General features: G+C 57.5%; 22 protein-coding genes and 1 pseudogene. 14 read left to right on the plus strand and 9 right to left on the minus strand.

What is annotated here, in order from left to right; translation table 11 throughout:
• Window positions 1-18 precede the first annotated feature (18 nt).
• Window positions 19-852, minus strand: a complete 834-nt coding sequence (locus PGH32_RS05210) for an AraC family transcriptional regulator (protein WP_314427210.1) — start codon at window positions 850-852, stop codon at window positions 19-21.
• Between the two features lie 247 nt (window positions 853-1,099).
• Here PGH32_RS05210 and PGH32_RS05215 point away from each other — a divergent pair, with 247 nt between their 5' ends.
• From PGH32_RS05215 to PGH32_RS05250, 8 genes are all read left to right on the plus strand, one after another.
• Window positions 1,100-2,407, plus strand: coding sequence for an alpha-glucosidase/alpha-galactosidase (locus tag PGH32_RS05215; protein ID WP_314427211.1), 1,308 nt, complete (start codon window positions 1,100-1,102; stop codon window positions 2,405-2,407).
• Window positions 2,408-2,494: 87 nt separating this feature from the next.
• Window positions 2,495-3,976: a melibiose:sodium transporter MelB gene (gene melB, locus PGH32_RS05220; RefSeq protein ID WP_337893383.1), complete on the plus strand. Its 1,482-nt coding sequence runs from the start codon at window positions 2,495-2,497 to the stop codon at window positions 3,974-3,976.
• 122 nt (window positions 3,977-4,098) lie between these two features.
• Window positions 4,099-5,622, plus strand: coding sequence for an ABC transporter substrate-binding protein (locus tag PGH32_RS05225; protein WP_337893384.1), 1,524 nt, complete (start codon window positions 4,099-4,101; stop codon window positions 5,620-5,622).
• Window positions 5,619-6,554, plus strand: coding sequence for an ABC transporter permease (locus tag PGH32_RS05230; protein ID WP_337893385.1), 936 nt, complete (start codon window positions 5,619-5,621; stop codon window positions 6,552-6,554). Before PGH32_RS05225 ends, PGH32_RS05230 begins: the two co-directional genes overlap by 4 nt.
• Window positions 6,551-7,351: an ABC transporter permease gene (locus PGH32_RS05235; RefSeq protein WP_314427220.1), complete on the plus strand. Its 801-nt coding sequence runs from the start codon at window positions 6,551-6,553 to the stop codon at window positions 7,349-7,351. The genes PGH32_RS05230 and PGH32_RS05235 overlap by 4 nt, the downstream gene beginning before the upstream one ends.
• A complete protein-coding gene (locus tag PGH32_RS05240) occupies window positions 7,348-8,793 on the plus strand; it encodes an ABC transporter ATP-binding protein (RefSeq protein ID WP_337893386.1) in 1,446 nt (481 codons plus the stop codon). Before PGH32_RS05235 ends, PGH32_RS05240 begins: the two co-directional genes overlap by 4 nt.
• Window positions 8,794-9,884: 1,091 nt before the next feature.
• A complete protein-coding gene (locus PGH32_RS05245) occupies window positions 9,885-10,136 on the plus strand; it encodes a type II toxin-antitoxin system Phd/YefM family antitoxin (protein WP_205064903.1) in 252 nt (83 codons plus the stop codon).
• Window positions 10,133-10,420, plus strand: coding sequence for a type II toxin-antitoxin system RelE family toxin (locus PGH32_RS05250; RefSeq protein WP_337893387.1), 288 nt, complete (start codon window positions 10,133-10,135; stop codon window positions 10,418-10,420). Before PGH32_RS05245 ends, PGH32_RS05250 begins: the two co-directional genes overlap by 4 nt.
• Window positions 10,421-11,879: 1,459 nt before the next feature.
• On the opposite strand, the gene PGH32_RS05255 is transcribed toward PGH32_RS05250, so the two are convergent.
• Together PGH32_RS05255 and PGH32_RS05260 are read right to left on the minus strand one after the other, a co-directional pair.
• Window positions 11,880-12,908, minus strand: coding sequence for a methionine synthase (locus PGH32_RS05255; protein WP_337893388.1), 1,029 nt, complete (start codon window positions 12,906-12,908; stop codon window positions 11,880-11,882).
• Window positions 12,909-12,936: 28 nt separating this feature from the next.
• Window positions 12,937-13,920, minus strand: coding sequence for a DUF1852 domain-containing protein (locus PGH32_RS05260; RefSeq protein WP_337893389.1), 984 nt, complete (start codon window positions 13,918-13,920; stop codon window positions 12,937-12,939).
• A gap of 457 nt (window positions 13,921-14,377) precedes the next feature.
• On the opposite strand from PGH32_RS05260, the gene PGH32_RS05265 reads away from it, so the two are divergent.
• Window positions 14,378-14,884: an AAA family ATPase gene (locus tag PGH32_RS05265; RefSeq protein ID WP_337893390.1), complete on the plus strand. Its 507-nt coding sequence runs from the start codon at window positions 14,378-14,380 to the stop codon at window positions 14,882-14,884.
• Window positions 14,885-15,002: 118 nt separating this feature from the next.
• Here the strand turns inward: PGH32_RS05265 and PGH32_RS05270 are convergent, their stop codons facing one another.
• Both PGH32_RS05270 and gstA read right to left on the minus strand, forming a co-directional pair.
• Entirely contained in the window at window positions 15,003-15,209 is a 207-nt protein-coding gene (locus PGH32_RS05270) for a DUF6500 family protein (protein ID WP_443112736.1), read from the minus strand.
• A gap of 576 nt (window positions 15,210-15,785) precedes the next feature.
• Window positions 15,786-16,388 (minus strand): annotated as a pseudogene (gstA, locus tag PGH32_RS05275) (glutathione transferase GstA); the annotation flags it as partial.
• Between the two features lie 130 nt (window positions 16,389-16,518).
• Here gstA and PGH32_RS05280 point away from each other — a divergent pair.
• The gene (locus tag PGH32_RS05280; protein ID WP_337893392.1) at window positions 16,519-17,397 is read left to right on the plus strand and encodes a LysR family transcriptional regulator; all 879 of its coding nucleotides are present in this window, start codon (window positions 16,519-16,521) and stop codon (window positions 17,395-17,397) included.
• Between the two features lie 22 nt (window positions 17,398-17,419).
• Here the strand turns inward: PGH32_RS05280 and PGH32_RS05285 are convergent, their stop codons facing one another.
• From PGH32_RS05285 to PGH32_RS05295, 3 genes are all read right to left on the minus strand, one after another.
• Window positions 17,420-18,064: a Qnr family pentapeptide repeat protein gene (locus PGH32_RS05285; RefSeq protein WP_337893393.1), complete on the minus strand. Its 645-nt coding sequence runs from the start codon at window positions 18,062-18,064 to the stop codon at window positions 17,420-17,422.
• A 158-nt stretch (window positions 18,065-18,222) separates the two neighbouring features.
• Window positions 18,223-18,882: an HAD family hydrolase gene (locus PGH32_RS05290; RefSeq protein WP_337893394.1), complete on the minus strand. Its 660-nt coding sequence runs from the start codon at window positions 18,880-18,882 to the stop codon at window positions 18,223-18,225.
• A 47-nt stretch (window positions 18,883-18,929) separates the two neighbouring features.
• A complete protein-coding gene (locus tag PGH32_RS05295; RefSeq protein ID WP_337893395.1) occupies window positions 18,930-19,712 on the minus strand; it encodes an arylamine N-acetyltransferase family protein in 783 nt (260 codons plus the stop codon).
• A gap of 35 nt (window positions 19,713-19,747) precedes the next feature.
• On the opposite strand from PGH32_RS05295, the gene PGH32_RS05300 reads away from it, so the two are divergent.
• Both PGH32_RS05300 and PGH32_RS05305 read left to right on the plus strand, forming a co-directional pair.
• A complete protein-coding gene (locus tag PGH32_RS05300; protein WP_443112737.1) occupies window positions 19,748-21,274 on the plus strand; it encodes an aminotransferase-like domain-containing protein in 1,527 nt (508 codons plus the stop codon).
• Between the two features lie 245 nt (window positions 21,275-21,519).
• A complete protein-coding gene (locus tag PGH32_RS05305; protein ID WP_337893397.1) occupies window positions 21,520-22,761 on the plus strand; it encodes a mechanosensitive ion channel family protein in 1,242 nt (413 codons plus the stop codon).
• Window positions 22,762-22,804: 43 nt separating this feature from the next.
• Here the strand turns inward: PGH32_RS05305 and PGH32_RS05310 are convergent, their stop codons facing one another.
• Window positions 22,805-23,284, minus strand: coding sequence for a MarR family winged helix-turn-helix transcriptional regulator (locus PGH32_RS05310; RefSeq protein ID WP_337894260.1), 480 nt, complete (start codon window positions 23,282-23,284; stop codon window positions 22,805-22,807).
• 73 nt (window positions 23,285-23,357) lie between these two features.
• Here PGH32_RS05310 and PGH32_RS05315 point away from each other — a divergent pair, with 73 nt between their 5' ends.
• Window positions 23,358-24,314 carry a quinone oxidoreductase family protein gene (locus PGH32_RS05315; RefSeq protein ID WP_337893398.1) on the plus strand — a complete coding sequence of 319 codons (957 nt, stop codon included), beginning with the start codon at window positions 23,358-23,360 and terminating at the stop codon, window positions 24,312-24,314.
• A gap of 366 nt (window positions 24,315-24,680) precedes the next feature.
• The gene (locus PGH32_RS05320) at window positions 24,681-25,229 is read left to right on the plus strand and encodes a hypothetical protein (RefSeq protein ID WP_443112767.1); all 549 of its coding nucleotides are present in this window, start codon (window positions 24,681-24,683) and stop codon (window positions 25,227-25,229) included.
• Window positions 25,230-25,258: the final 29 nt, after the last annotated feature.

Raw genomic sequence — 25,258 nt, forward strand, 5'->3', positions numbered from 1 at the left:
TGGCAGATTATTTCCTGCTCAACAGCCTGAACCTGCGTTCGCCAGCCGCCAGGCGCTGGGCGTGCAGTTAAAATGCTGATGGAACACTTTGGCGAACTGCATCTGGCTGCTGTAGCCTATTGAATAGGCGATAATTTTTATTGGCAGGCTGCGGTCTTCAAGCAGTGAGGTCGCCACATTCATTCGCAGCTGTAACAGATAGTGCTTAGGGCCGTAGCCAAACTGCTGCTGGAACAGGCGGCTGAGGTAGCTGCGGTCAATATTGCAGAAGGCGGCCACTTCGCCCATGGTCACGCTGCGGTGATAGTGGCGTTCCAGATAGTTCACCGCGGCATCCAGATGGCGGTTGCCGCCGCTCTGCGCATCCTGGCGGCGGCTTCCGGCACCGTTGGCAACCAGCGCGTCCAGCAGCAGGCAGGTCAACCCGGTAATACGCAGCGAATACTGCGGATCCTCCGCGATGAGCTGCTGCAGAAGCTGAGACTCGGAGGCCGGTAAAAGGGGATCTTTTGGCCGCCAGACCGGCATATCCCGTCGTAAGCCGCTTTTTTCCAGACTTCTGGCGGCGATCAGCCCGTCAAGCTCTATCCACATGTACTCCCACGGCGTCTGTTTATCGGCCGTGTAGGTGGTTATTTCATGCGGGTGGATCAGAAACGCTTCACCTTTCACCACCGGCCAGTGCTGCTTTTCCGTATACAGCGTGCCGCTACCGGCTATCACATAATGTAAAAGATAATGCTGCCTGACGGCCGGGCCGTAGCTGTGTTTTCTGGCACAAACCTCATGGCCGTACTGATAGATATTCAGGCCAAACTGGGTAATGTCATCGGGGTTAATATCTTTTTGCATCATGCGTTCCCGTTTAGTTTCAGATCATTACAGCACCATCTGCGTTTTCTGCGGCGGTGGAAACGCGAAAAGTGTGAAGCCTCAACGCAAAATACCGCCGCCAGGCGAGCAATTAGCGAGCCGGATCACACTTCATTCCGGCGGTCATTTTTCACCATATCAATGTCAAAAAATGACATAGGCAGCCGGGAGCGGTTTGCCTAGAGTTGGGGGCGACTTCTCCTCATGATGTAACAAGGAATCGACAATGAAAATTACCTTTTTGGGTGCGGGCAGTACGGTATTTGCAAAAAATGTGCTGGGGGATATTCTCGCCACGCCGGCATTACAGCAGGTTGAAATCGCCCTTTATGATATCGACGCCCAGCGTCTGGACGACTCCTGGAGAATGCTAAACAACCTCAACGCCAATCTTTGCCAGGGAAGTGCGCGGATTGAGAAATATTCCGGCGTGGAGCAGCGTCTGCAGGCGCTTCGCGGCGCGAACTACGTCATCAATGCGATTCAGGTTGGCGGCTACGATCCCTGCACCATCACCGACTTTGAGATTGCCAAAAAATTCGGCCTGCGTCAGACCATCGCCGACACGCTGGGCATCGGCGGCATCTTCCGCGCGCTGCGCACCATCCCGGTGATGATGGACTTCGCCCGCGATATGGAAGCGGTCTGCCCCGATGCCTGGCTGCTGAACTACACCAACCCGATGGCCTCGCTGACCGGCGCGATGCTGCAGCACACCGGCATTAAAACCGTCGGCCTGTGCCACAGCGTACAGGTCTGCGCCGAAACGCTGCTCAAGTCCGTGGATATGTCCACCGACGGCGTGAAGTGGCAGATCGCCGGCATCAACCACATGGCCTGGCTGCTGAATATTACCCGCGACGGGGAAGACCTCTACCCGGAAATTAAACGCCGCTCGGCCGCGCTGCAGCAGACAAAGCATGATGACATGGTGCGCCATGAGATCATGCGGGTGTTTGGCTACTACGTTACCGAATCCTCCGAGCACAACGCCGAATACATGCCGTACTGGATCAAGCGCAACTACCCGGAGCTGATTGAGCGCTTTAACATTCCGCTGGACGAGTATCCGCGCCGCTGCATCGAGCAGATTGACCGCTGGCACCAGCAGCGCGAAAAGCTGACCCAGAACGAAAATCTCAGCCACGCCCGCAGCCATGAATACGCCTCGTGGATGATTGAGGCGATGGAAACCAACGTGCCGTACAAGATTGGCGGTAACGTGCTGAACCACGGCCTGATCACCAATCTGCCGAAAGAAGCCTGCGTTGAGGTGCCGTGCCTGGTGGACGGGCAGGGGATCACGCCGTGCTACGTGGGCGACCTGCCGCCGCAGCTGGCCGCGCTGAACCGCACCAATATCAACACCCAGCTGCTGACCATCGAGGCGGCCATCACCGGCAAGAAAGAGCACGTGTATCATGCCGCGCTGCTCGACCCGCATACCTCCGCCGAACTGTCGATTGATGACACCGTCCGCCTGTGCGACGAGCTGATCGCCGCCCACGGTGACTGGCTGCCCTCCCTGCATTAATTCTGAACGATGGGCGAGCCACGGCGGTTCGCCCACATGGCCGGGCAGGGTGCCGCGGCCGGAGAACACCAACTCTGGGGTATCACGATGAGCGTTTCGCTGAAAACAAAGGTCAGCTACGGGCTGGGTGCCTTTGGCAAAGATTTCGCTATTGGCATTATCTATATGTACCTGATGTACTACTACACCGATGTGGTTGGCGTTTCGGTCAGCATGGTGGCCTCACTGTTCCTGGTGGCGCGTATTCTGGATGCGTTTTTCGACCCGGTGATGGGCTGGATCGTTGAACGCACCCGCAGCCGCTGGGGGAAATTTAAGCCGTGGATCCTGATCGGCACGCTATCCAACTCGGTGGTGCTGGTGTCGGTGTTCTGCGCGCACTATTTTGAAGGCGCGGCGCTGATCGCCTGGATCTGGGCCACCTATCTGCTTTGGGGCTTCACCTACACGCTGATGGACGTGCCGTTCTGGTCGCTGGTGCCGTGCATCACCATCGACAAACGCGAACGCGAAGCGCTGATCCCGTGGCCGCGCTTTTTTGCCAGCCTGGCGGGCTACACCACCGGGGTGATCGGCCTGCCGCTGGTGGCGTACCTGGGCGGCGGCGATAAGGGGCAGGGCTTTATGCTGTTCTCGCTGATACTGGTGGTGTTCTTTATCCTCTCGGCGATCATTACCCTGTGCAATATCGAAGAGAAATACTCCTCCTCCGCCACGCCGAACGCCGCCGAGCACACCACGATTAAAGCCGTGCTGAGTATGATCTTCCGCAACCGCCCGCTGTTTGCCCTGCTGCTGATGGCGCTGGCGTGGAACCTGGCACACAACGTGATTACCGCCTTTGCCATCTACTACTTTACCTATGTGGTTGGCCGCGCCGAGCTGTTCCCGTGGTACATGATGTACGCCGGGATTGCCAACCTGATCGCTATCCTGCTGTTCCCGAAACTGGTTGCCCGCTTCTCGCGCCGCGCTATCTGGATCAGCGCCTCGGTGCTGCCGGTGCTCAGCTGCCTGCTGCTGCTGGCGGTGGGGATGTTTGCCCCGGGCAGCGCCACGCTGATTTCACTGTCCGGCATTCTGGTTAACGTCGGCGGAGCCTTCTTCTGGGTGATGCTGGTGATTATGGTCGCCGACACCGTGGACTACGGCGATTACGCCCTCGGCGTGCGCATCGAAAGTATCGCCTTCTCGGTGCAGACCATGGTGGTGAAAGCCGGGGCGGCGTTTGCCGGGCTGTTGATCGGCGTGATGCTTGGCGTGGTGGGCTACGTGCCGGGGGCACAGCAGTCGGCCAGCACGCTGCTCGGCATGCAGGGCATTATGATCGGCCTGCCGCTGATGTTCTTCATCCTCACCCTGTGGATCTACCTGCGCCACTACAAGCTGGATGGCGAACTGCTGCACCGCATGCAGCACGCGCTTAAGCTGAAATATGATGGCCACGGCAGCGTCACCGCACCGCAGCCCGACGCCGCGGCAGGGGATTACCCGACGGCCACGCCGCTGTCTGCAGTCACCGGCGATAATTATCCCCAGGCCGCACAGGCTGAGGCACCACGCAGCTGAATCCGCATGGCGAAATGTAACCGCTGATTTCCAATTGTAATGTTATAAAGTAACAGATATCATCCCCGGCGCAGGCGTTTGTCTGCGCTGTTCCATTTTCTGGATTAAGGATCGATACTCTGATGCGCAAAACCGTTTTATCGCCGCTGCTGGCACTGATGCTGACCGCCGTTTCCCCGGGTGCCCTCGCTGACGCTCCCCGCGTGGCAAAGCTGGTCGCTCCGTTTGAAATTAAAGGCACCGACCCCACGCTGTCGGGCGACATCTTCCTGAAAATGTCGATCGTCGAAACGCTGATTAACGCCGATGCCGCCGGGAAACCGCTGCCGGGCCTGGCCAGCAGCTGGAAAGTGAGTGACGACGGACTGACGTGGCGGTTCACCCTGCGTTCCGGCGTCACCTTCCACGACGGCAGCCAGCTCACCGCTGACAGCGTGGTCAATGCGCTGGAAGTGGCGCGCAGTCAGCCGGGCCTGCTGGACAAAGCACCGATTACCGCCATCCGCCCGGACGCGGGGGATGTCGTGATTACCCTCAGCCAGCCGTTTACCCCGCTGCTGGGCCTGCTGACCGAGAATCGCGCACAGATCCTCGCCCCCGCATCCTATAACGCCGAACATAAAGTGGTGCAGGTGATCGGCAGCGGCCCGTACCGACTGACCTCATTGCAGGCGCCGCAGAAGCTGACCGTCAGCCGCTATGACGGCTACTGGGGCGATAAGCCGGCCATTGAACAGGCCAGCTATATGTCGGCGGGGCGGGCTGAAACCCGCGCGCTGATGGCCGAGAGCGGCGATGCCGATATGGTGTTTAACCTCGACCCCGCCAGCCGCGCCAGGCTGAAGAAAAACCCTAAGCTGACTCTGCTGGCGGTGTCCATTCCGCGCACCGTGCTGGTGAAAGTCAACGCCGGGCACCCGCTGCTGAACGATGTCCGCGTGCGCCAGGCGCTGAGCCTGGCTATCGACCGCGAAGGGATTGCCCGCGCCATCCTGCGCTACCCGGCCGCCGCCGGCCAGCTGTTCCCGCCGTCGGTGGCGCAGTGGCATAATGCCAGCCTGACGCCGCTGGCGACCGATCCTGCCCGCGCGCGTGAACTGCTGGCGCAGCTGGGCTGGCAGCCGGGCGCTGACGGCATCCTGCAGCGCGACGGCAAACCGTTCTCGCTGACGCTGACCACCTATCCCGACCGCCCCGAGCTGCCGCTGATTGCTGCGGCCATCCAGCAGCAGCTGCGCGATATCGGCGTGCAGTTAACCATTAACTCGACCAACTCCGGCGAAATTGCCTTAAAACATCACGACGGCTCGATGGAGCTGGGGCTGGTGGCACGTAACTTCGCGCTGACGCCGGACCCGCTCGGCACGCTGCTGCAGGACTATCCGCCGCAGGGCGGCGACTGGGGCGCGATGAACTGGTCTGACGCCAGCTTCAATCAAACCCTGGCCCAGCTGGTGCGCGGCAGCAGTCCCGCTGACGGCGATGCGGAACGCCAGCAGCTGACGCGGATTCTGCAGACCGAGCTGCCAACCATTCCGGTGGCCTGGTATCAGCAAACCGCAGCGGTATCTTCCCGCCTGAGCGGTGCCGCTCTCGACCCGTTCGAGCGCACCTTCGGGCTGGAGAAAATGAGGTGGGCTGAATGATCCGCCTGCTGGGATACCGTCTGCTGCAGGCGGGGCTGGTGGCCCTGCTGGTCGGCGGCCTGACCTTCGTACTGATGCGGATGCTGCCGGGCGATGTTGCCTATCGCATCGCCGCCGGTCGCTACGGCTACGACCGGGTCGACGCCGCTGCCGCTCAGGCCGTGCAGCAGGAGCTGGGGCTGGATCGCCCGGCCTGGCAGGCGCTGGCCGACTGGTTTATGCAGCTGCTGCGCCTTAACCCCGGCAACTCGCTGGTTTCCGGCGAGCCGGTAATGGGCGAGATTGCCCATCAGCTGGGCCAGACGCTGCATCTGGCGGCGGTGGCGCTGCTGCTGTCGCTGCTGCTGGGGCCGCCGCTGGGCATTCTTGCCGGGCTGTCCCCCGGCGGTAAGCTCGATCGTCTGCTGCTGGCAATTTCCACCACGCTGCGCGCGCTGCCGCACTTTGTGCTGGGGCTGATCCTCGTACTGATCTTCGCGCTGGGTCTTGGCCTGCTGCCCGCCGCCGGATACGGCGATGCCGGGCACGTGCTGCTGCCCGCGATGACGCTGGCGCTGGGGCTGGCTGCGGTGTCCAGCCGCGTGGCGCGTAACGCGATGCGCCAGGTAACGGAATCAGCGTGGTACAGCTTTGGCCGCACCAAAGGGCTGAAGCCGGGCACGCTGTTCTGGCGGCACGGGCTGCGCAACGTCAGCGTGCCGGTAGTGACCTACCTGAGCGTGCAGTTTATCTATCTGGTGGAAGGGGTGATCGTGGTGGAAACCCTGTTTGCCTGGCCGGGCATCGGCCACGCGCTGGTGCATGCCATTTTCCACCGCGACGTGCCGATGATTCAGGGCACCGCGCTGGTGATGGGCCTGATGTTTGTGCTGCTTAATGCGCTGAGCGACGGCCTGTGCTACCTGCTGGATCCACGGAGGAAAACCGCATGATGACGCTTTTACGCCGGGCGACGCGCGCCCAGCAGGCGGGGGCGGCGATCCTGCTGTTCCTGTTGATTTTTGCCTTTGTCCTGCCGCTGATCTGGCCGCAGGATCCGCTGCAGCAGCAGCTGATGCTGGCCCTGCAGTGGCCGGAATGGCAGACGCCGTTTGGCTACGATCATCTTGGCCGATCGCTGTTTGCCCGACTGACGGCGGCGATCCGCCTGTCGCTGGGCCTGTCGCTGGTCAGCGTGCTGAGCGCGATGATCCCCGGTATTCTGCTGGGCGTGCTGGCGGCGTGGCGGGGCGGGGCGATCGATCGCGCCATTGGCCTGCTGTCGGATACCTTCCTGGCGCTGCCGGGCCTGCTGCTGGTACTGCTGCTTACCGCTCTGGTACCGGATTCGGCGCTGATGCTGTATGTCGGCATCTCGCTGCTGCTGTGGGTGGAATATTTCCGCCTGAGCCGCGCCATTGCCCGACCGGTGCTCAGTTCCCCGGCGGTGCAGGCATCCCGCCTGCTGGGCTTCGGTCCGTGGACGATCTTCCGCCGCCACCTCTGGCCGGAGATGGCCCCAATGGTGCTGACCGTCGCCGCCTTTGGTGCAGCCAGCGCAATTATGGCCATTGCTGCGCTGGGCTTCGTCAGCGTGGGCGTGCGCCCGCCGACCCCGGAACTGGGCCTGATGATGACCGAAATGCTGCCGTACTATGACGAAGCGCCGTATGCGCTGCTGCAGCCGGTGGCGGTGGTATTTTTACTGGTATTAAGCCTGCTGCTGCTGGCAGGGAAGGAGAAAGCATGAGCCTGCTGGACATTGAAAACGCCGCAGTGAGCGGTGATGGCGTGGTGGTTGAACCGCTGTCATTTGTCCTGAACCCCGGTGAACCGTTCACCCTGCTGGGCGAAACGGGGTCGGGGAAAAGCCTGCTGGCTCAGGCGGTGATCGGCACGCTGCCTACGGGCCTGGCCGCCAGCGGCACGCTGCATATTGATGGCGAAGCGCATGATCTTGCCAGCCGTCCGGCGATGGCGCTGTGGGGGCACCGGCTGGGGATCCTGCCGCAGGAGCCGTGGCTGGCACTGGACCCGATCATGCAGGCCGAACAGCAGGTGGCCGAGGGCTACCGCTACGTGCGCGGCATGGAAAAAGGCCCGGCGTTGCAGGCGGCCAAAGACGATCTGGAGGCGCTGGGCGTCGGCCACGCTGCGGCCCGCCTACCACAGGCGCTGTCCGGCGGCATGGCCCAGCGCGTGGCCTTCGCCGCCGCGCGGGCGGGCGGTGCGAACATTATCGTTGCCGATGAGCCGACCAAAGGACTGGACGTGGCGCGCCGCGATGAGGTAATCGCGCTGCTGATGCGGGAGGTTCGCGCGGGCGGCGGGCTGTTCACCATTACTCATGACATTGAACTGGCGCGGCAGATCGGCGGCGAAGTGGCGGTGATGCTGCACGGCAAAATTATCGAGCGCGGCAGGGCGGAGCAGGTGCTGAATCATCCCCGGCATGAGTACACCCGCCGGCTGCTGGCCGCCGACCCAGGCCGCTGGCCCGCCCGCGAGCCGCGGCCGCACGGCACACGGGTGGTGCTGGAGGCTAAAAACCTCAGCAAGACGCGCGGCGGGCGGCGGCTGTTTTCCGGCCAGTCGCTGACCGTTCATGCCGGCGAGGTGATTGGCATCACCGGGCCGAGCGGCTGCGGTAAAAGCAGCTTCGGCGATATTTTGCTCGGGCTGCTGGCGGCCGATGGCGGAGAAGTGCAGCGCGACCGCCAGCTGGCGGCGGTGAAGTATCAGAAAATTTTCCAGGATCCGCCGTCGGCCTTTGCGCCCCGCGTTACCCTGCGCCAGGCGCTGGCCGATGTGGTGCATCACCACAGGCTGGATGCCGGGCGGATCGCGCCGCTGATGGCGAGACTGAAGCTGCTGCCCGCACTGCTGGATCGTTTGCCCGGTGAGATTTCCGGCGGTGAGCTGCAGCGTTTTGCCCTGCTGCGCGTGCTGCTGCTGGATCCGGTGTTTCTGTTTGCCGATGAACCGACTTCGCGGCTGGATGTGCTGACTCAGCAGCAGACGGTGGAATTGATGGTGGAAGTGGCGGCGGAGCAGAACTGCGCTTTGCTGGTGGTGAGCCACGATGAGGCGCTGATTGATAAGATCAGCCACCGGCGGATCCGTTTCGGCGGCGAAGAGCAGGTTCAGGGTATGAGTCAGTCGGAGGGGGCGCTGGTAGGGGCGGGCGGCTGATTCAGTTGCTTGATTGTCTGCGTCTGGCGTATTGGGGTCAGGTTAAAGCGCGGTAGGTTCCGTGCCTGGCGTATCGGGGCTGGCCGGAACGCGGACCCGCTGTCACATCCCTGTCCGCTCGGCCTCGCACATCCCTGTGCTCGGACGGTCCGCTTATCCGTCCAGCCCCGATTGCCTGAATTGCTTCTGCGTTGCTGCTTGAGTAACTGATTTCTTCTGGCAGCAACGCAATGATTTGAAAGGGGAACCGTTATGGGACAGGTTAGCCGGGTGTCTGCCGCAGGGATGCGGCAGTCAAGCCTCCAGGGAAGGATTCACGGCGCCCCGGCGATCTGCCCGTAACGGTCACCCCATTCACGGAACCTGCAGTGATCAGCCCGTAACGGTCGGCCCGTTCACGGATCTCGCCGTAAAAAATCGCTAATCAATCAGATTCAAGACCATAATAAGGCAATGTTTCGGTGCTGCATATTTCGTGTCTGGCTTATCGGGGCTGGCCGGAACGCGGACCTGCTGTCACGTCCCTGTCCGCTCGGCCTCGCACTTCCTTGTGCCTGGTGAGTCGCTTCAGATTCAGCGCCTGGCGTATCGGGGCTGGCCGGAACGCGGACCCGCTGTCACATCCCTGTCCGCTCGGCCTCGCACATCCCTGTGCTCGGACGGTCCGCTTATCCGTCCAGCCCCGATTGCCTGAAGGCTTCGGTGTTGCTGAGTGAAGAACTGAATGCATCTGGCAGCAACGCGATGGTTTGAAGGGGAACCGTTACGGGACAGGTTAGCCGGGTGTCTGCCGCAGGGATGCGGCAGTCAAGCCTACATGGATGTATTCACGGCGACCCGGCGATCTGCCCGTAACGGTCGCCCCGTTCACAGACCCTGCCGCGATCTATCCGTAACGGTCGGCCCATTCACGGAATCTGCAGCGATCAGCCCATAACGGTCGGCCCGTTCACGGAGCCTGCCGCGATCTACCCCCTAACGGTCACCCCCTACGGGGATTCCACCGTGAAAACAGTCAATCCATGACTTGTTAACCGGTCTTATATTTTGTACTTTAAAGACCGGTTAAACAGTCTTAAAAAGGTATTCCTATGCCACATCTCATTCTCAGCGATACCAGCGCCAGCGTTAGCGAACTGAAGAAGAATCCAATGGCCACGGTGAACGCAGGAGAGGGCTACCCGGTCGCTATTTTAAATCGCAATCAGCCCGCTTTTTACTGCGTGCCGGCTGAACTGTACGAGAAAATACTTGAAGCCCTCGACGATAATGAACTGGTAAAACTGGTGACCGAGCGCAGTAATCAACCCCTGATTGATGTGGATTTGGACAGTTACCTATGAGGTACACGGTTAAATTCAGGGAAGATGCGCTGAAAGAGTGGCAAAAGCTGGATAAGACCATTCAACAGCAGTTTGCTAAAAAGCTGAAGAAATGCTGTGAGAATCCGCATATCCCTGCGGCTAAACTTCGCGGCATAAAGGATTGCTACAAAATTAAACTTCGCTCGTCGGGCTTTCGTCTGGTGTATCAGGTGCTGGACGATAAGGTCATTATTGCCGTTGTTGCGGTGGGTAAACGAGAACGTAGTGAGGTTTATAATCTGGCCAGTGAACGGTTAAGATAGTCGGCTGAATTAGCAGATATTGATGTCGGTCGTCCAGTTCTGAAGTCCCTGATTCAGATGCTTCAGATTCCGCGCCTGGCGTATCGGGGCTGGCCGGAACGCGGACCCGCTGTCAGGTTCCTGTCCGATTGGGAGCGTCGCTTCAGTTTCCGCGCCTGGCGTATCGGGGCTGGACGGAACGCGGACCCGCTGTCACATCCCTGTCCGCTCGGCCTCGCACATCCCTGTGCCAGGTGAGTCGCTTCAGATTCAGCGCCTGGCTTATCGGGGCTGGCCGGAACGCGGACCCGCTGTCACGTCCATGTCCGCTCGGCCTCGCACCTCCCTGTGCTCGGACGGTCCGCTTATCCGTCCAGCCCCGATTGCCTGTATGCTTCGACGTTGCTGCTGGAAAAGCTGATCAGTGATGGCAGCAATACAAATATATGAAAGGGGAGAGCGTTACGGGACAGGTTAGCCGGGTGTCTGCCGCAGGGATGCGGCAGTCAAGCTTACATGGATGTATTTACGGCGACCCGGCGATCTGCGCGTAACGGTCACCCCATTCACGGAAACTGCAGCGATCAGCCCGTAACGGTCGGCCCGTTCACGGATCTCGCCGCAAAAAATCGCTAATCAATCAGATTCAAGACCATAATAAGGCAATGTTTCGGTGCTGCATATTTCGTGTCTGGCGTATCGGGGCTGGCCAGAACGCAGACCCGCTGTCACATCCCTGTTCGCTCGGCCTCGCACTTCCTTGTGCCTGGTGAGTCGCTTCAGATTCAGCGCCTGGCGTATCGGGGCTGGCCGGAACGCGGACCCGCTGTCACATCCCTGTTCGCTCGGCCTCGCACATCCCTGTGCTCGGACGGTCTGCTTATCCATCCAGCCCCGATTGCCTGAATTTCTTCTGCGTTGCTGCTGGATTTACTGCATTTAGGCATAGCTGATTTTTTCTGTGCCGTGGCAAAAGGCCTGCATTTCTCAATAGTTTGAAGATTCGAAGATGCAGTCTGAGTAATTAGGCAGCAACACCAATATATGAAGGGGAGAGCGTTACGGGACAGGTTAGCCGGGTGTCTGCCGCAGGGATGCGGCAGCCAAGCCTACATGGATGTATTCACGGCGACCCGGCGATCTGCCCGTAACGGTCGCCCCATTCACGGAACCTGCAGCGATCTATCCGTAACGGTCACATTTCACCGCGAAAAATCCCTGAACCTCATCTTCTGGCAGCAGCATCAGTATATGAAGGGGAGAGCGTTACGGGACAGGTTAGCCGGGTGTCTGCCGCAGGGATGCGGCAGCCAAGCCCCCAGGGATGGGTTTACGGCGACCCGGCGATCTGCGCGTAACGGTCGCCCCGTTCACAGAACCTGCCGCGATCTATCCGTAACGGTCGGCACTTTCAAAGATCGCATAGCGAGGATAGCAAACACCTGGAGCGGCACATCCCTGTGCCTGAACAATCCGATTATCAGGCAGAAAGCTCTTTACGCACGATTGCAGCACCCGCACTCAGGGCTTCCAGCTTACCAGTAGCAACCTGACGAGATAATGGCGTCATGCCGCAGTTGGTTGATGGATAAAGCTTGTCGGCATCCACAAACTGCAGGGCTTTACGCAGCACGTCGGCAACCGCTTCCGGCGTTTCAATCGCATTGGTTGCCACATCGATCGCGCCGACCATCACTTTTTTACCGCGAATCAGCTCAATCAGATCCATCGGTACGCGGGAGTTCATGCACTCCAGTGAGACGATATCGATGCTTGATTTCTGCAGTTTCGGGAAGACCTCTTCATACTGGCGCCATTCGGTACCCAGCGTCTTTTTCCAGTCGGTGTTGGCTTTGATGCCATAGCCGTAGCAGATATGCACGGCCGTTTCGCATTTCAGTCCTTCAACGGCGCGCTCCAGGGCGGCGATGCCCCAGTCATTCACTTCGTCGAAGAAGACGTTAAATGCAGGCTCATCGAACTGGATGATATCAACGCCGGCGGCTTCCAGTTCTTTCGCTTCCTGGTTCAGGATTTTGGCGAATTCCCAGGCAAGCTTTTCACGACTTTTGTAGTGACCATCATACAGTGTGTCGATCATGGTCATCGGACCCGGCAGGGCCCACTTGATGGGTTTATCAGTCAACTGACGTAAAAACTTAGCATCTTCCACGAAAACCGGCTTTTTACGCACCACTTCACCAATCACCGACGGCACGCTGGCGTCGTAGCGATTACGGATCCGGACGATTTCACGCTTCTCGAAATCAACGCCGCTCAGGTGCTCAATAAAGGTAGTAACAAAGTGCTGGCGGCTCTGCTCGCCGTCGCTGACGATATCAATCCCTGCACGGATCTGATTATCCAGCGTCAGGCGTAAAGCATCCTGCTTGCCCGCGATTAACTCTTCGCCTTCCAGTTTCCACGGTGACCACAGCGTCTCCGGCTGTGCCAGCCATGACGGTTTCGGTAAGCTGCCAGCGGTAGACGTCGGTAACAAAATTTTCATAAAAACATGACCTTATAGATTTGGTGGATCAAATAGCGTAATCAGCTGTCCATTCTTCAAGAACGGCCTGATAAGGTTTAATAAAGTGCAGCTCGGTGAACTTGCCCTGTTCAACGGCTAGCTGGCTACGTTCTACTCGATCGTAAACAATCAGCGTTAATGAGTGATCCTGATGATTCAGGCTTGGCTGATAGCACTGGCCGGCTGCAGAATTTGCATTGTAAATCTCAGGACGGTAAATCTTCTGGAACGTTTCCATCGTGCTGATGGTCGCAATCAGCTCCAGGCTGGTGTAATCGCTCAGCAGATCACCGGTGAAGTAGAAGGCCAGGGGCGCAACGCTGTTGGCAGGCATGAAATAGCGCGCGCGTAAGCCCATCTTGGCGAAATATTCATCGGTCAGGGACGGTTCGTCCTGCTGATATTCGATCCCCAGCACGGGATGGACATTCCCGGTGCGGTGATAGACGTTTTTACTGGAGACGCTCAGGCAGATAACCGGTTGTTTGGCGAAGTGCGCTTTATACGTTTCCGACTTCACGAAGCATTTAAAAATGTTGCCGTGCAGGTCACCGAAATTATCCGGCGTGCTGAACCCGGTTTTATCTTTATTATGCTCAGACAGCAGCACGCTGAAATCATAATCACGCACGTAGGAAGAAAAGTTATTGCCGACAATCCCTTCAATACGTTCGTTGGTGTGTTTATCGATAATATTGGTTTTTAAAATTTCAATCACCGGGAATGCACTGGCGTGATTTTCGTCAGTAATATTCAAGTCAACCGAAATGATATCGAGTTCGATAGCGTAACGATCGCTTTTTGGATTATCCCAGTGCGCCAGGTTGTTGAGGCGATTATTCATCATCACCAGGGTATTGCGCAGGTTTTGCTGGCGGGTTTCGCCTCGGGCCAGGTTAGCAAAGTTAGTGGTGATACGCGTATTTTTGGATGGATTGTAGTCTTCATCGAAACGCGTTTTTTTAATCGAAAAGTTGAATTCTTGAGTCATGATAACCTGCCGTCTTTATTTCTGAATTCACGCTGAATGAGTTTATTGCCTTGTCAGTTCTGCAATTTTTACTGGCTTTGTTATTCAGCGTTTTTCATGATTGTCTATAGTAATTAATGCATATTTTATGCCAGACTATTGACGTGAGGAAAAGTGATTTAATTTCACCGAACATGAAGGAATCTCATGATCGGGTAGGGTTGATGCGGTTCTGAACATGTTGGTGGTTCAGCTTCTGGGTTCAGTCCCTTCAGTCACCGGGTATGGCGTATCGAAATTCTGCTGAAAACCTGCTGTTTTTTCATTCACGCTCTGCTAACTTTAAACGATGATAAATACCCGATTAGCGTTATCCCATTCAGTGATTATTATCACCTGCATAACTCAGGTGGGATAACGCATGTCATTTTCCCGCCGGTAAGGCGGGCCTTACCGGTACCAACCAGTGAGGACAGTTATGAACAACAGCACGCCAGCAAAGACAGAAAAAGCCACGCTCCACCTGCTGTGTGGAAAAATCGCCTCGGGCAAATCCACCCTGGCAGACAAACTCTCCGCATCGCCCCAGACCATGATCATCAGTGAAGACCGCTGGCTGTCGACCCTCTATGCCGGTGAAATGCACTCCGTCGCTGATTACGTGCGCTGTGCCGCAAAGCTTAAAGAAGCGATGAAACCGCACCCGGTTTCCTTACTTCAGAGCGGCGTTTCGGTGGTGCTGGATTTCCCGGCAAACACCCGGGCGAACCGTGACTGGATGATGAGCATTGTTGCGGAATCAGGTGCTGATAATCGTCTGCACTATATGAAAGTTTCTGACGACGTTTGCAGAGCACGCCTGCGCGCCCGCAACGCTGAGGGTTCACACGATTTTGCGGCAACCGATGCGCAGTTTGAGTTAATCACCCGTTATTTTACCGAGCCTGCCGGCGACGAAGGTTTTCAGGTGATTGAGTACCGGTAAGTATGCTCTTCAGCTCCCTCCTGCTGGCATTTACGAACGGTGGAGGAGGGAGTGGACTTTCGCGCAGCGTCAACGGCAACGGCGTCAGCTGCAAGCAGAGGCGATCGCTCTGGCAGGTTTATGACATAGCCTGAACGAGCGTTTTGATCTTTTCGGCTTTTTCAAAGTGATCCAGCTTCATCTCGCTGATCCACCACTGCGCGACTTCCATCAGCTGTTCCGGGTTATCGTTTTTATTGGCAAAAAAGGCATAGAACGACAGCTCGACGCTGCTGCCTTTCGCTGCGATTTTGGCATTACACGTTCTGATGATCTTTTGCTTCATCTCTTCCTGCACGCTGACTCCTTTTTGTTTCTACGGTTTGAATATGCTCAACATAATAACAGTTTGCGTGGCGGGATTCTGGTGCTTCAGATTCTCCGTCTGGCGTATCGGGGCTGGCCGGAATACGGACCCGCTGCCACATCCCTGTCCGCTCGGCCTCGCACGTTCATGTGCCCGGACGGTCCGCTTATCCGCCCAGCCCCGATTGCCTGAACGCTTTGGCGTTGCTGCTGGATTAACAGCGACCCGGCGATCTGCCCGTCACGGCCAGGTTTCTGGCCCGCGGGCCGGAGACGACACTCGGTCTGGTGCTTAGCGACAGAGCCATCAGCATCGGTGCCTGGGATTTGCCCATCGCCAGGCCGGTACATATTGTCGCCTTTGCCGATCGTCGGCAGTTGCCCAAAATCCGCCAGTACGTTGATTATTTATTGCAGCATTTCAGGGATTCGCTTTGCCTGGCGCGGTAGCCCGGGAACGGATATTGATATTCTCGTCAGCACCTCCGCGCAGGTCATTGAGGCTGCTATTAAGGCCGGTGTCCCACGTCTCTCTGGCGTTGAACTCCCGGTTCTGTTGCGCGGCTTCAGCGAGCAGAGCCGCCTGCACCGCCGGTCGCGCCTCGATACCCGTCATATAGGCCGTCAGCGCAGGCCAGCGATGGAGGTCGATGGAAAAGAACCTGCACCAGCGCAATACGGTAAACAGATAGGCATCGGCAACGCTAAAAGTCGCACCTGCCAGATAGTGACTCTCAGAAAGGCGATGCTGGAGGAAATCAAACCGCCGGAACAGCTTTTCGCAAATGGTCGCCCTGGCTTCCTCGGGCAGTGTGGTATTAAACAGCGGTGCCGAACCGGCATGGATTTCGCTGGTGATAAAATTCAGCCACTCCTGCAAACGCAACCGTTCCCAGCTGCCTGTGGTCTGCACCAGCCCGCATTCCGGCTTCAGTTCGGCCAGATACTGCACGATAACCGGCCCTTCGGTCAGAATCTGACCCTCTGCAAGCTCCAGCGCAGCCACATAGCCTTTGGGATTGATGGTGAGAAAATCACGCCCGTCTGCGGTCCTTTTGGTTTTATTGTCCACTTTGATCGGTGTGAAAGGCAGGCCAAGTTCACGCAGTACGATATGCGGTGACAGCGAGCAGGTATCCGGCGCGTAATAGAGTTTCATAGTGACTCCTGGAAAGTTGAAAAATCAGCGATGCGCTCTGTCGCCAGGCGCTGGGACACTATGTTTACCGCCTGGATTTCTGTAAAATTAATCTTTCAACCAATAAGCATTAGCTGAACTACTGACTATCATGATGAACCTCCTTCACTGGCGACTGCTGGTTTCGGTAGCAGAGACGTGCAGCATCTCGCGTGCCGCAGAACGCATCGGTATGACTCAGTCCGGTGCCAGCCAGGCGATCGCTCAACTGGAGGCCTCGCTGGGGTTCCGGGTCTTTATCCGCGAACGGCGACATTTCTCCGTCACCGCACTGGGTGAGCAGGTCATCGCGCATGCGCGGAGCATGATCGCAGAGCTGGACGCGATCCGTGACCTGGCCAACGGCAGCAAGGGCTTAAGCCATGGACGTATCCGGCTTGCCAGCTTTCCCTCGGTCATTTCAACGCTGTTACCGACACTGCTGCGCGACTTTCACCGCCTGCATCCGGGTATCGATCTGATCGCGCTGGAAGGTAGCGATGAGGAAGTGGAGGAGTGGCTGGCCGCGGATGCCGTAGAGCTGGGCGTGGTGCTCAACCCCGCGCCCGGTCGGGCGGAGGTGGTGCTGGGCCGTGACGAATGGGTTGCCGTTCTGCCGGCAGGCCATGCGCTGGGGCGGCGGGCAGCGGCGGACGGCATCACGCTTGATGAGCTGGCCGTCGAGCCTTTCATACTGGCGACCGGCGGATGCAGCGTGAATGGACAAAGTCTGATGGCGCAGGCTGGGCTGCACCTGTCCGATGTAAGGGTAACCGTGCGTGACTGGATCAGCGCCTGCATGCTGGTGCGCGAAGGCATGGGGGTGGCGATTTTACCTGAATCAGCCCTGCCCGAAGATCGGCGGGGCCTGCGCGTCCTGCCGCTGACGCCGACTATCCACCGCGAGTTTGGTCTGGTGTGCTCACCGGCAGGCCGGTCTTCCCGGGCAACGCAGGCGCTACTGGTCGGGCTGAAAAAAATCTGTCGCTGAGAGCAGGAGGCTGAATGTTGGCCTAACGGTTAACCGTAATCCCCATCCTGTCCAGCAGCACCAGCGCCTGCACGCTGTCGAGCGTTACCCCTTCCAGATCCATCCCGCGAAGCTCAAGATCGCCCAGCTCGGCCCCGCTTAAATCGCAGTGGGTGACGTTAACGGTGGCCCAGTCAAAGGATGCAAACTCGCCGCCGGACAGGTCGGAACCGCTGAACGTGGCGCCGCGCGCAACCACCCCGAGCCAGCGGTTATCCTTCAGCTCACATTTTTCCAGTACGGCTTTCGAAAAGTTGGCGTAGCTGAGGTTGCTGCCGGTGATGGTTGCGCTGCAAAACCAGCTTCGGGTGGTGATCATATTCATAAAGCTGGCTTCGCGAAAGTCCGCGCCCTGTAACCGGCAATCGCGAATTTCGATGCCCAGCGCGCTGGCATTGCGGAAATCAGCCATGGTTAAATCACAGTTTTTAAAGCAGGCATCCTTGAGGATTGCCCGGCGGAAGCTCGCACCCTGCTGCGACTCTTTGTCGTAAAAAACGCAGCCGGTGAAGGTGGTGCCGGTGAGGTCAGCGCCGGAAAAATCACAGTTCAGAAAGGATGCGTTCTCAATCTTATCGCCGGTGAATCTGCCTGCCGCGATCTTTTCATTACTCAGTATCAATGCCATTTGAAAGCCTGTTTATCTGCACAGTTGTTCAGCGCATTCTAATCGGGCTGCCTGCACGAGGATACAGCCCCGAACGGATCGGGGCCGGAACCGCACAAACGTCAATATAGAAACGTAGCTCAGGAAACCTCAGGGGTTATGGCAAGAGAATGGCGCTCTTATTTCTTGAAAATGCGTAGCATGGCGGCAAAGTCATCGGCCAGATAATCCGCCTGGGCAGCAGCCAACTGCTCACGGCTGTGCGCTCCCCACGTTACCGCGCAGGTCGACACGCCTGCCGATTTTCCCATCATGATATCGGTCGTTGCATCGCCAATCATAATGGCGTTATTTTTCCCTGACGATTCTGCCCCGAACGACTGTAGCGCGACCTCAATACCCTGAGGGTGCGGTTTATAGTGCTCCACAGAGTCAGAACCAATAAACAGATCGATATACTCCGCGAGGCCAATACTCTGCGCATTGCGCTGCGCCACGTCGGTTTTCTTACTGGTTATGATCGCCGTTTTCTTGCCTGCCGCTTTCAATTCCTGAAGGAAAGCCACCGCCCCCGGGAAAGCAGTGATATGTGTCTCACCTGCTTCACGATAGATTTCACGAAACCGCGTCAGCAACTGGGCAAACTGTTCTTTGCTAAAGTGCGCTGCGCCCATTTCACGGAATGAAATCTCAATAGGGATCCCCATGAAATGGACGATCTGTTCGGCGGATGGGGCGGCCAGACCGAGGGATTCGAATGCGCCACGGGTGGCAATCACCCCGCATTCTGATGAGTCGGCAAGCGTGCCGTCGAAGTCAAACAGGCAATATTTGTACATTGTGTTATCTCATTTCCAGGAGTGAAACATCAATGCTGCGAGATTATTCACGAAAAAACCGCGCTCATCAAACCCGACCAATGACTCGTTTTCAGCAGATCGGCCACCTCGTCATCCGTCAGCTGCCGCTTTTCAACGCCGTTTGCGGTAACTGTTTTCAGCATATTACCCAGCAGGATCGCGCGTCCTTCAGGAAGATGCTGCACGATAACCCGTTTCTGCACGAAGATAGCATCAGGGTGGGTAGAGTTGAGGTAGTTGGCCGGGACGAAATCAATCCACTCCTGCGGGGTCAGATCGAAGCCGTATTGATTGCACCATTCGCCCTCGACCTTCGCCTGTAGCAGATACTCGCCTTTAGCACTCCGGGATAGCCGGAAGGTGTCGAAGTCCTGAACAATATCGCTATCAAGAATGTCCAGCGCAACCGGCGCACGGATGCCGTAGCTGCCGAAGCCCAGGTCGCAAAGCCACTGGCGGCCACCGACTTCAGCCACCACCGCCATATGGGTTTTCGGCCGCCGCACCGGGTAGAACATCGGCCGGGCCGCCACGAAACGGTAGGGGATATTTAGCGCCTCCAGCGCCATGGCAAACAGCCCGTTAACCTCATAGCAGTAGCCGCCGCGATACCGCTTCAGCACCTTATCCGCTATTTCGTCGGGGTCCAGCGAGACGATTTTGCCTGCCTGCACATCCAGATTCTCAAACGGCACCGCAAAAAGCTGATGGCGCATCAGCGCATGCAGCGTGGCGGTATCGGCGGCGGCGGGGCCGGTATAGTTGATGCGGCGGAAATAGCTCGACAGATCAAAGTTGTTGCTGTGCATAATGCCTCCTTAACTGACTTGTGCTCATACTATAGATGGCGCAAAGCATTGGCTGTATAGTCAGATTTATCGAAAATCAGACTGTACAGATCGCCATGTCCGCCCCGTTTCTGACTGCCCCACATTACCGCCGGATCGCTGAGATGCTGCGCCTGACTCTTGCCTCGGGTGCGCTGCGGCCCGGCGACCGGATGATCTCCGCACGTAAACTGGCCGAACGCGAGCAGGTCAGCCTGCCAACGGCGCTGGAAGCGCTCCGCTGCCTGGAGGCCGAGGGCCTGATTGTAGCGCGCCCGCGCTCGGGCTACTTCGTCAGCCGGATCGCTACGCAGCAGGAGGCACCGCCCTCCCATGCGCTGCCTGGCCCCGTTCCCGTCACCCTGTCTGCCGTGGCCCGTTCCTTGTTCAGCAGCGCAGAGACCCGGCTGGTCCCGCTGGGCGCGGCGCTGCCCGATCCCACCTGGCTACCCGGCACGACGCTCCAGCGTGCGCTTCACGCCGCCGGACGCCGGCTCGATGCACACGGGCAGAGCTACAGTCTGCCGCCGGGCAGGGCGGATCTGCGCCACAATATCGCCGCCCGCGCCGCGCGGTGGGGGGCCCGTTTTGCCGCGGACGATGTGATTATCACCGCCGGTGCCACGCAGGCGCTGCGCCTGGCGCTGCATGCGGTCTGCCAGCCCGGTGACGTCGTGGCGATCGAGCAGCCCGCCTACTTCGGCACGCTCCTGCTGCTGGAGGATTTAGGCCTCAAGGCGCTGCAGATTCCCACCGATCCGACAGAGGGCCTGCTGCTGGAACCGCTGGCCGACGCGGTTCAGCGCCACCGACCCGCTGCGGTGCTGGCCTCGCCCACGGTGCAGAATCCGCTGGGTGCCAGTATGCCCGTTGCGAAAAAGCAGGCGCTGGTTGCCCTGGCTGAACGGGCGGGCATCCCGCTGATTGAGGACGATGTCTATGGCGATCTGGTTGGCGAGGGGCAGCGGCCTCCGGCCTGCAAGGCGTTCGACCAGAGCGGCAACGTCATTTACTGCAGCTCTCTTTCCAAAACCCTCGCACCGGGCTGGCGGATCGGCTGGATTGCCGCCGGGCGCTACCACACGAAGGTTTTGCAGGCCCGCATGGCCGGGGAGTGGGCCGGTGCGCCGCTGCTGGAAGCCGCCACGAGCGAAATACTGGCCAGCGGCGACTACGAGCGCCATCTGCGCCGCCTGAAGTCGCGGGTTGCTAAAGGGGTAAAGGCCGTTATCGCCCGGGTTGAGGCCGGCTTTCCGCCGGGAACGCGGGTGGCCGCGCCCGCCGCCGGTTTTCTGCTGTGGGTCGCGCTTCCCCTTGGGGTCAATGCGCTTGAGGTTCATCGCCGCGCGCTGGCGCTGGGCATCGGCGTCAGCCCCGGCCCGCTGTTTTCTCCGGGAGCGGAACTGCAGAACTATCTGCGGTTGAACTGTGCCAACGAACCCACCCCGCAACTGCTGAGTGCGGTGGACAGGATCGGCGAGATTTGCCGCGAACTGGCCGGGGAAGGCTCGCGGCTCACGAAGAAAAAACTCTCCATCAATTAACCTGTTACGCATGATGACGGCAGAAGTCGATGGATTTATCTTCGTATTAACCCGCAGGAGTAGGTATGTCCATCTTAACCGTCACCCCCCGTTACCTTCACTGTGCAACGGGTCTTTTGCCTTACCCCTCGATCGTGGACTTGAATGTCCCTGACATGTCATCATGAGAACAGGTTAAATTTTTGTATAAGCTGGCCGGAGGCCGTTGCGAATACAAACTGGCATACTTATTCAGGCGATTAAAGATGGCATATCTGGACTATTTATTTAAGTTTATTGAAGGGAATCCGGCGCTGGCCGTGGGTTTTAACCTTATTCTGCTGATCGTTTCCGGCATGTTTACCCACATTTTGTGCAAATTCCTGCTGATTAAAGTGGTGCGCAGGGTGTTCTTTGCCAGCCATAAAAAGGACGTCCCGCTGGAGAAGGATCGACGCATAGCCGAAAAACTCTCCAATTTCATGCCGGTCATTATCGTCTATTACCTCCTGCAGTTTATGCCGAATATGCCGGCTTCGCTGGTGGCGGCGATTAATACCTTCTGTGGCATTCTGTTCTTTATTTTCCTGTCGGTGTTCTTCAATGAAATGCTCGATATCGTTAACAGCTCTTATTTGCGCAAGAGCAAGCGCAAAAATCATTCGATTAAGGGCTATATTCAGATAGGAAAAATATTAATCCACGTTATTGCCGCGATTATGATCCTGGCGGTGATGTCGAATAAATCACCCGCGATTATTATCTCCAGCCTCGGTGCGGTGGCGGCGGTGCTGATGTTAGTGTTCCAGCATACCCTGCTGTCGCTGGTGGCCAACGTTCAGCTTTCGTCTAATGACGTTCTGCAGCTCGGCGACTGGATTGAAATGCCCGACAAGAACCTGAGCGGGGAGGTGACCGATATTGCGCTGCATACGATCACCATCCGCAACTGGGATAACACCATCTCGCGCATCCCGACCAAAAACTTCCTCACCGAAACCTACACCAACTGGCAGGCGATGTTTTCCTCCGGCGCGCGGCGGATAATGCGCAGTACCAGTATCGATCAGCACTCGGTTAACTTCCTTTCTCAGGAGATGCTGGCCCCGATGTTATCGATTCGCGGGGTGAATGAACCGCTGGCGAAACTGCTTGATGGCCGCGACCCCACCGGCGTGGCGGACAGCTGGTTTATTGATAACGGGCTGACTAACTTAACGCTGTTCCGCCATTATCTGATGGCGTATCTCGCCGACCGGCCGGACATTATTAAAGACATGTACATTGTGGCAAGAACGCTGAAGCCGTCGCCGTCCGGCATGCCGCTGGAAATATATTGCTTTACCTCGTCGATTTTCTGGATGGACTACGAGAATACGCAGTCCGAGATCTTCGAATACATTACCGCCGTGGCGGGGAAATTTTCCCTGCGTTTGTACCAGTATCCGGCGGGCCACGACTTCTGGCGGTTATCACAGGAAAGCAGCGGCCGGAATAGCGCGCGATAAATCTCCTGCGGGCCTGCCCGTCAGGCAGGCCCGGAGACTCATCTTATTTCTCAATTTCATCCAACGAAGAAAAATCAATAACGAACTGTTTAAGCAGGCGTTCAAGCTGTACACGGTCTTTCGGCTGCCATTGCTGGAAAACTTTCTGGTAAATGTCTTCACGCGCTGCGTCAATCTTATCGGTCATCGCTTTACCCACTGTCGTGATAACGGCTTCATTGATCCTCTTATCTTTCGCGTTCTTCTGCCGCTGTGCCAGACCCGCTTCTTCAAGCTTTGTGACCTGACGGCTGACCGTGGTGTAATCGCGGCCCACTCTGTCTGCCAGTTCGACGACACCAATAGGACCAAACCGGCTGATTTGAACCAAAAGAGGAAACAGTGCGCGATCGAGATTGATTGTCGATGCTTTAATCATTAATTCATCACGTTGCGGACGATTAAACACGCCAACAAGGGTGAGTAATGCATCATGCAGATCGGAAAAATCTTGGAGTTTATGTGTATTTTGCACGCTTTTTATTGACACCGGCTTTGGCTGAATTTAATGTGTGCATTATACACATAAATAACATTGGCTACAGGCGAACATTCAGATGAAAGCAGCGATTATTAACCAGCAGGGCGAAAAGCCAGTGTACGGTGAGTATCCTGATCCAGAGGCCAGCGATCGTCAGGCCGTTATTACCGTCACAGCCGCCGCGATTAGCCAGTTGGCAAAATCACGCGCGGCTGGAAAGCATTACAGCTCAATGACCTCTGCTCCCTTCATTCCCGGGATTGATGGGACCGGTTACCTCAGCAACGGCGATCCCGTGTACTTCCTGTCATTTAACGCTCCCTGGGGAAGCATGGCGGAGAAAACACGGGTTTCACTGGACAATGTTGTGCACTTACCCCCAGGACTGAACCCTGTTCTTGCAGCGGCGATTGCAAACCCCGGAATGTCATCCTGGGCTGCGTTAACGCGCCGGGCAATTTTACAACAGGGCGAAACGGTTCTGATCAATGGCGCAACCGGCACATCGGGCGGTCTGGCCGTACACATCGCTCGCTGTCTGGGTGCCGGGAAGATTATTGCAACGGGACGAAATAAAGATATCCTGAACAAATTACGTGAACAGGGCGCGGATGTTGTTTTAACGCTGGACTCCCTGCCATCTGAATTACCCGCCTTAATGGCTGAGGGGATTGACGTTGTTCTTGATTATCTTTGGGGTCAAAGCGCACTGGATATTATGACTGCGGCCGTTGCCGGTGGCGCAAAAACCGTGCGTTTCGTTCAGATTGGGTCACTTAGCGGTCAGGAAATTAACCTGCATAGTAAATTGCTGCGTTCATCAGGCTTAACGCTGATGGGCAGCGGGCTGGGTAGCGTTTCAGATGCAGAATTGACTGCCGCGATAGGTGAGCTTTTTCAGGCAGTATTAAACCATGGCTTGTCTGTTCCGTTTATACAACGTCCTCTGAATGAGGTGGGGGAAGCCTGGTCCGAAGACGACAGCCGCTGTCGGACCGTTCTCATTCCCTGCAACGATCCTGGCAGGAAATAGCGTTGATCTGTCGGAATAAGGACTGAAATCCGGATTGAGTCAGGTACGTCATTTTTTCTTCCTGGCTTATCGGAGCTGGCCTGAACGTCGCTTCAGTTTCCGCGCCTGGCGTATCGGGGCTGGTCGGAACGCGGACCCGCTGTCACGTCCTTGTCCGCTCGGCCTCGCACATCCCTGTGCTCGGACGGTCCGCTTTTCCGGCCAGCCCCGATTGCCTGACTATCCTGGTATGGCGGCTTGAAAAACTATGTCTGGCCTGAGATAAAGTGTTTAAGCAAGGCTGTACGATAATCATTTTTGTCAGCAACATAATGATCTGAAAGGGAGACAGTGATGGGACAGATTAGCCGGGTTTATGCGGTATGGATGGCGGTCATGCTGATAACCGCCTGCACCAGTAAGCCAAACCTGCCGCCGACCGATACCATTGTAGCGGTCAAACCGATTGCGTCCGGCATTATCGCCAGCTCTGAAAAATACAGTTATCGCTTCTTCCGCGATGGCACGCCGCAGGAATATCAGCGCTACAAAACGTTTTATGAACGCTTTCATCAGCAGGCTTCCGGGGTAAAAGTTAGCTTTTTGGTCAAAGAGCATGAGGTGACGGCGGAGTACCTGGTGGTGGTGGATAAGCGCAAACTGGATGCCGGGCAGCATGCCGTGCTGGTGAATGAATATAAGGCTGCTCCGATTGATAACGATAACCTGGGCATCCTGTTTAAAGCTCAGGGTTTCTGGTCGTCCTCTCACGCACCCGAACTGGCTGCTCCTTACCGCCTGGACAGGCCGGTGGTGGTCTCCGTCAACGATAAAACCCAGACGATAAGTACCCTGGGCACCATCGCCCTGATCCCCCTGTTGCCGCTGTTCCCGCTGGTGATGATGTACGGCTGTGCCACCGGGCCGTGTGTGTAAACGCTGATGCGGGGGAGACGTTCCCTGAA

The organism is Erwinia sp. SLM-02, from assembly GCF_037450285.1.
In the GTDB taxonomy this organism is placed as follows: domain Bacteria; phylum Pseudomonadota; class Gammaproteobacteria; order Enterobacterales; family Enterobacteriaceae; genus Erwinia.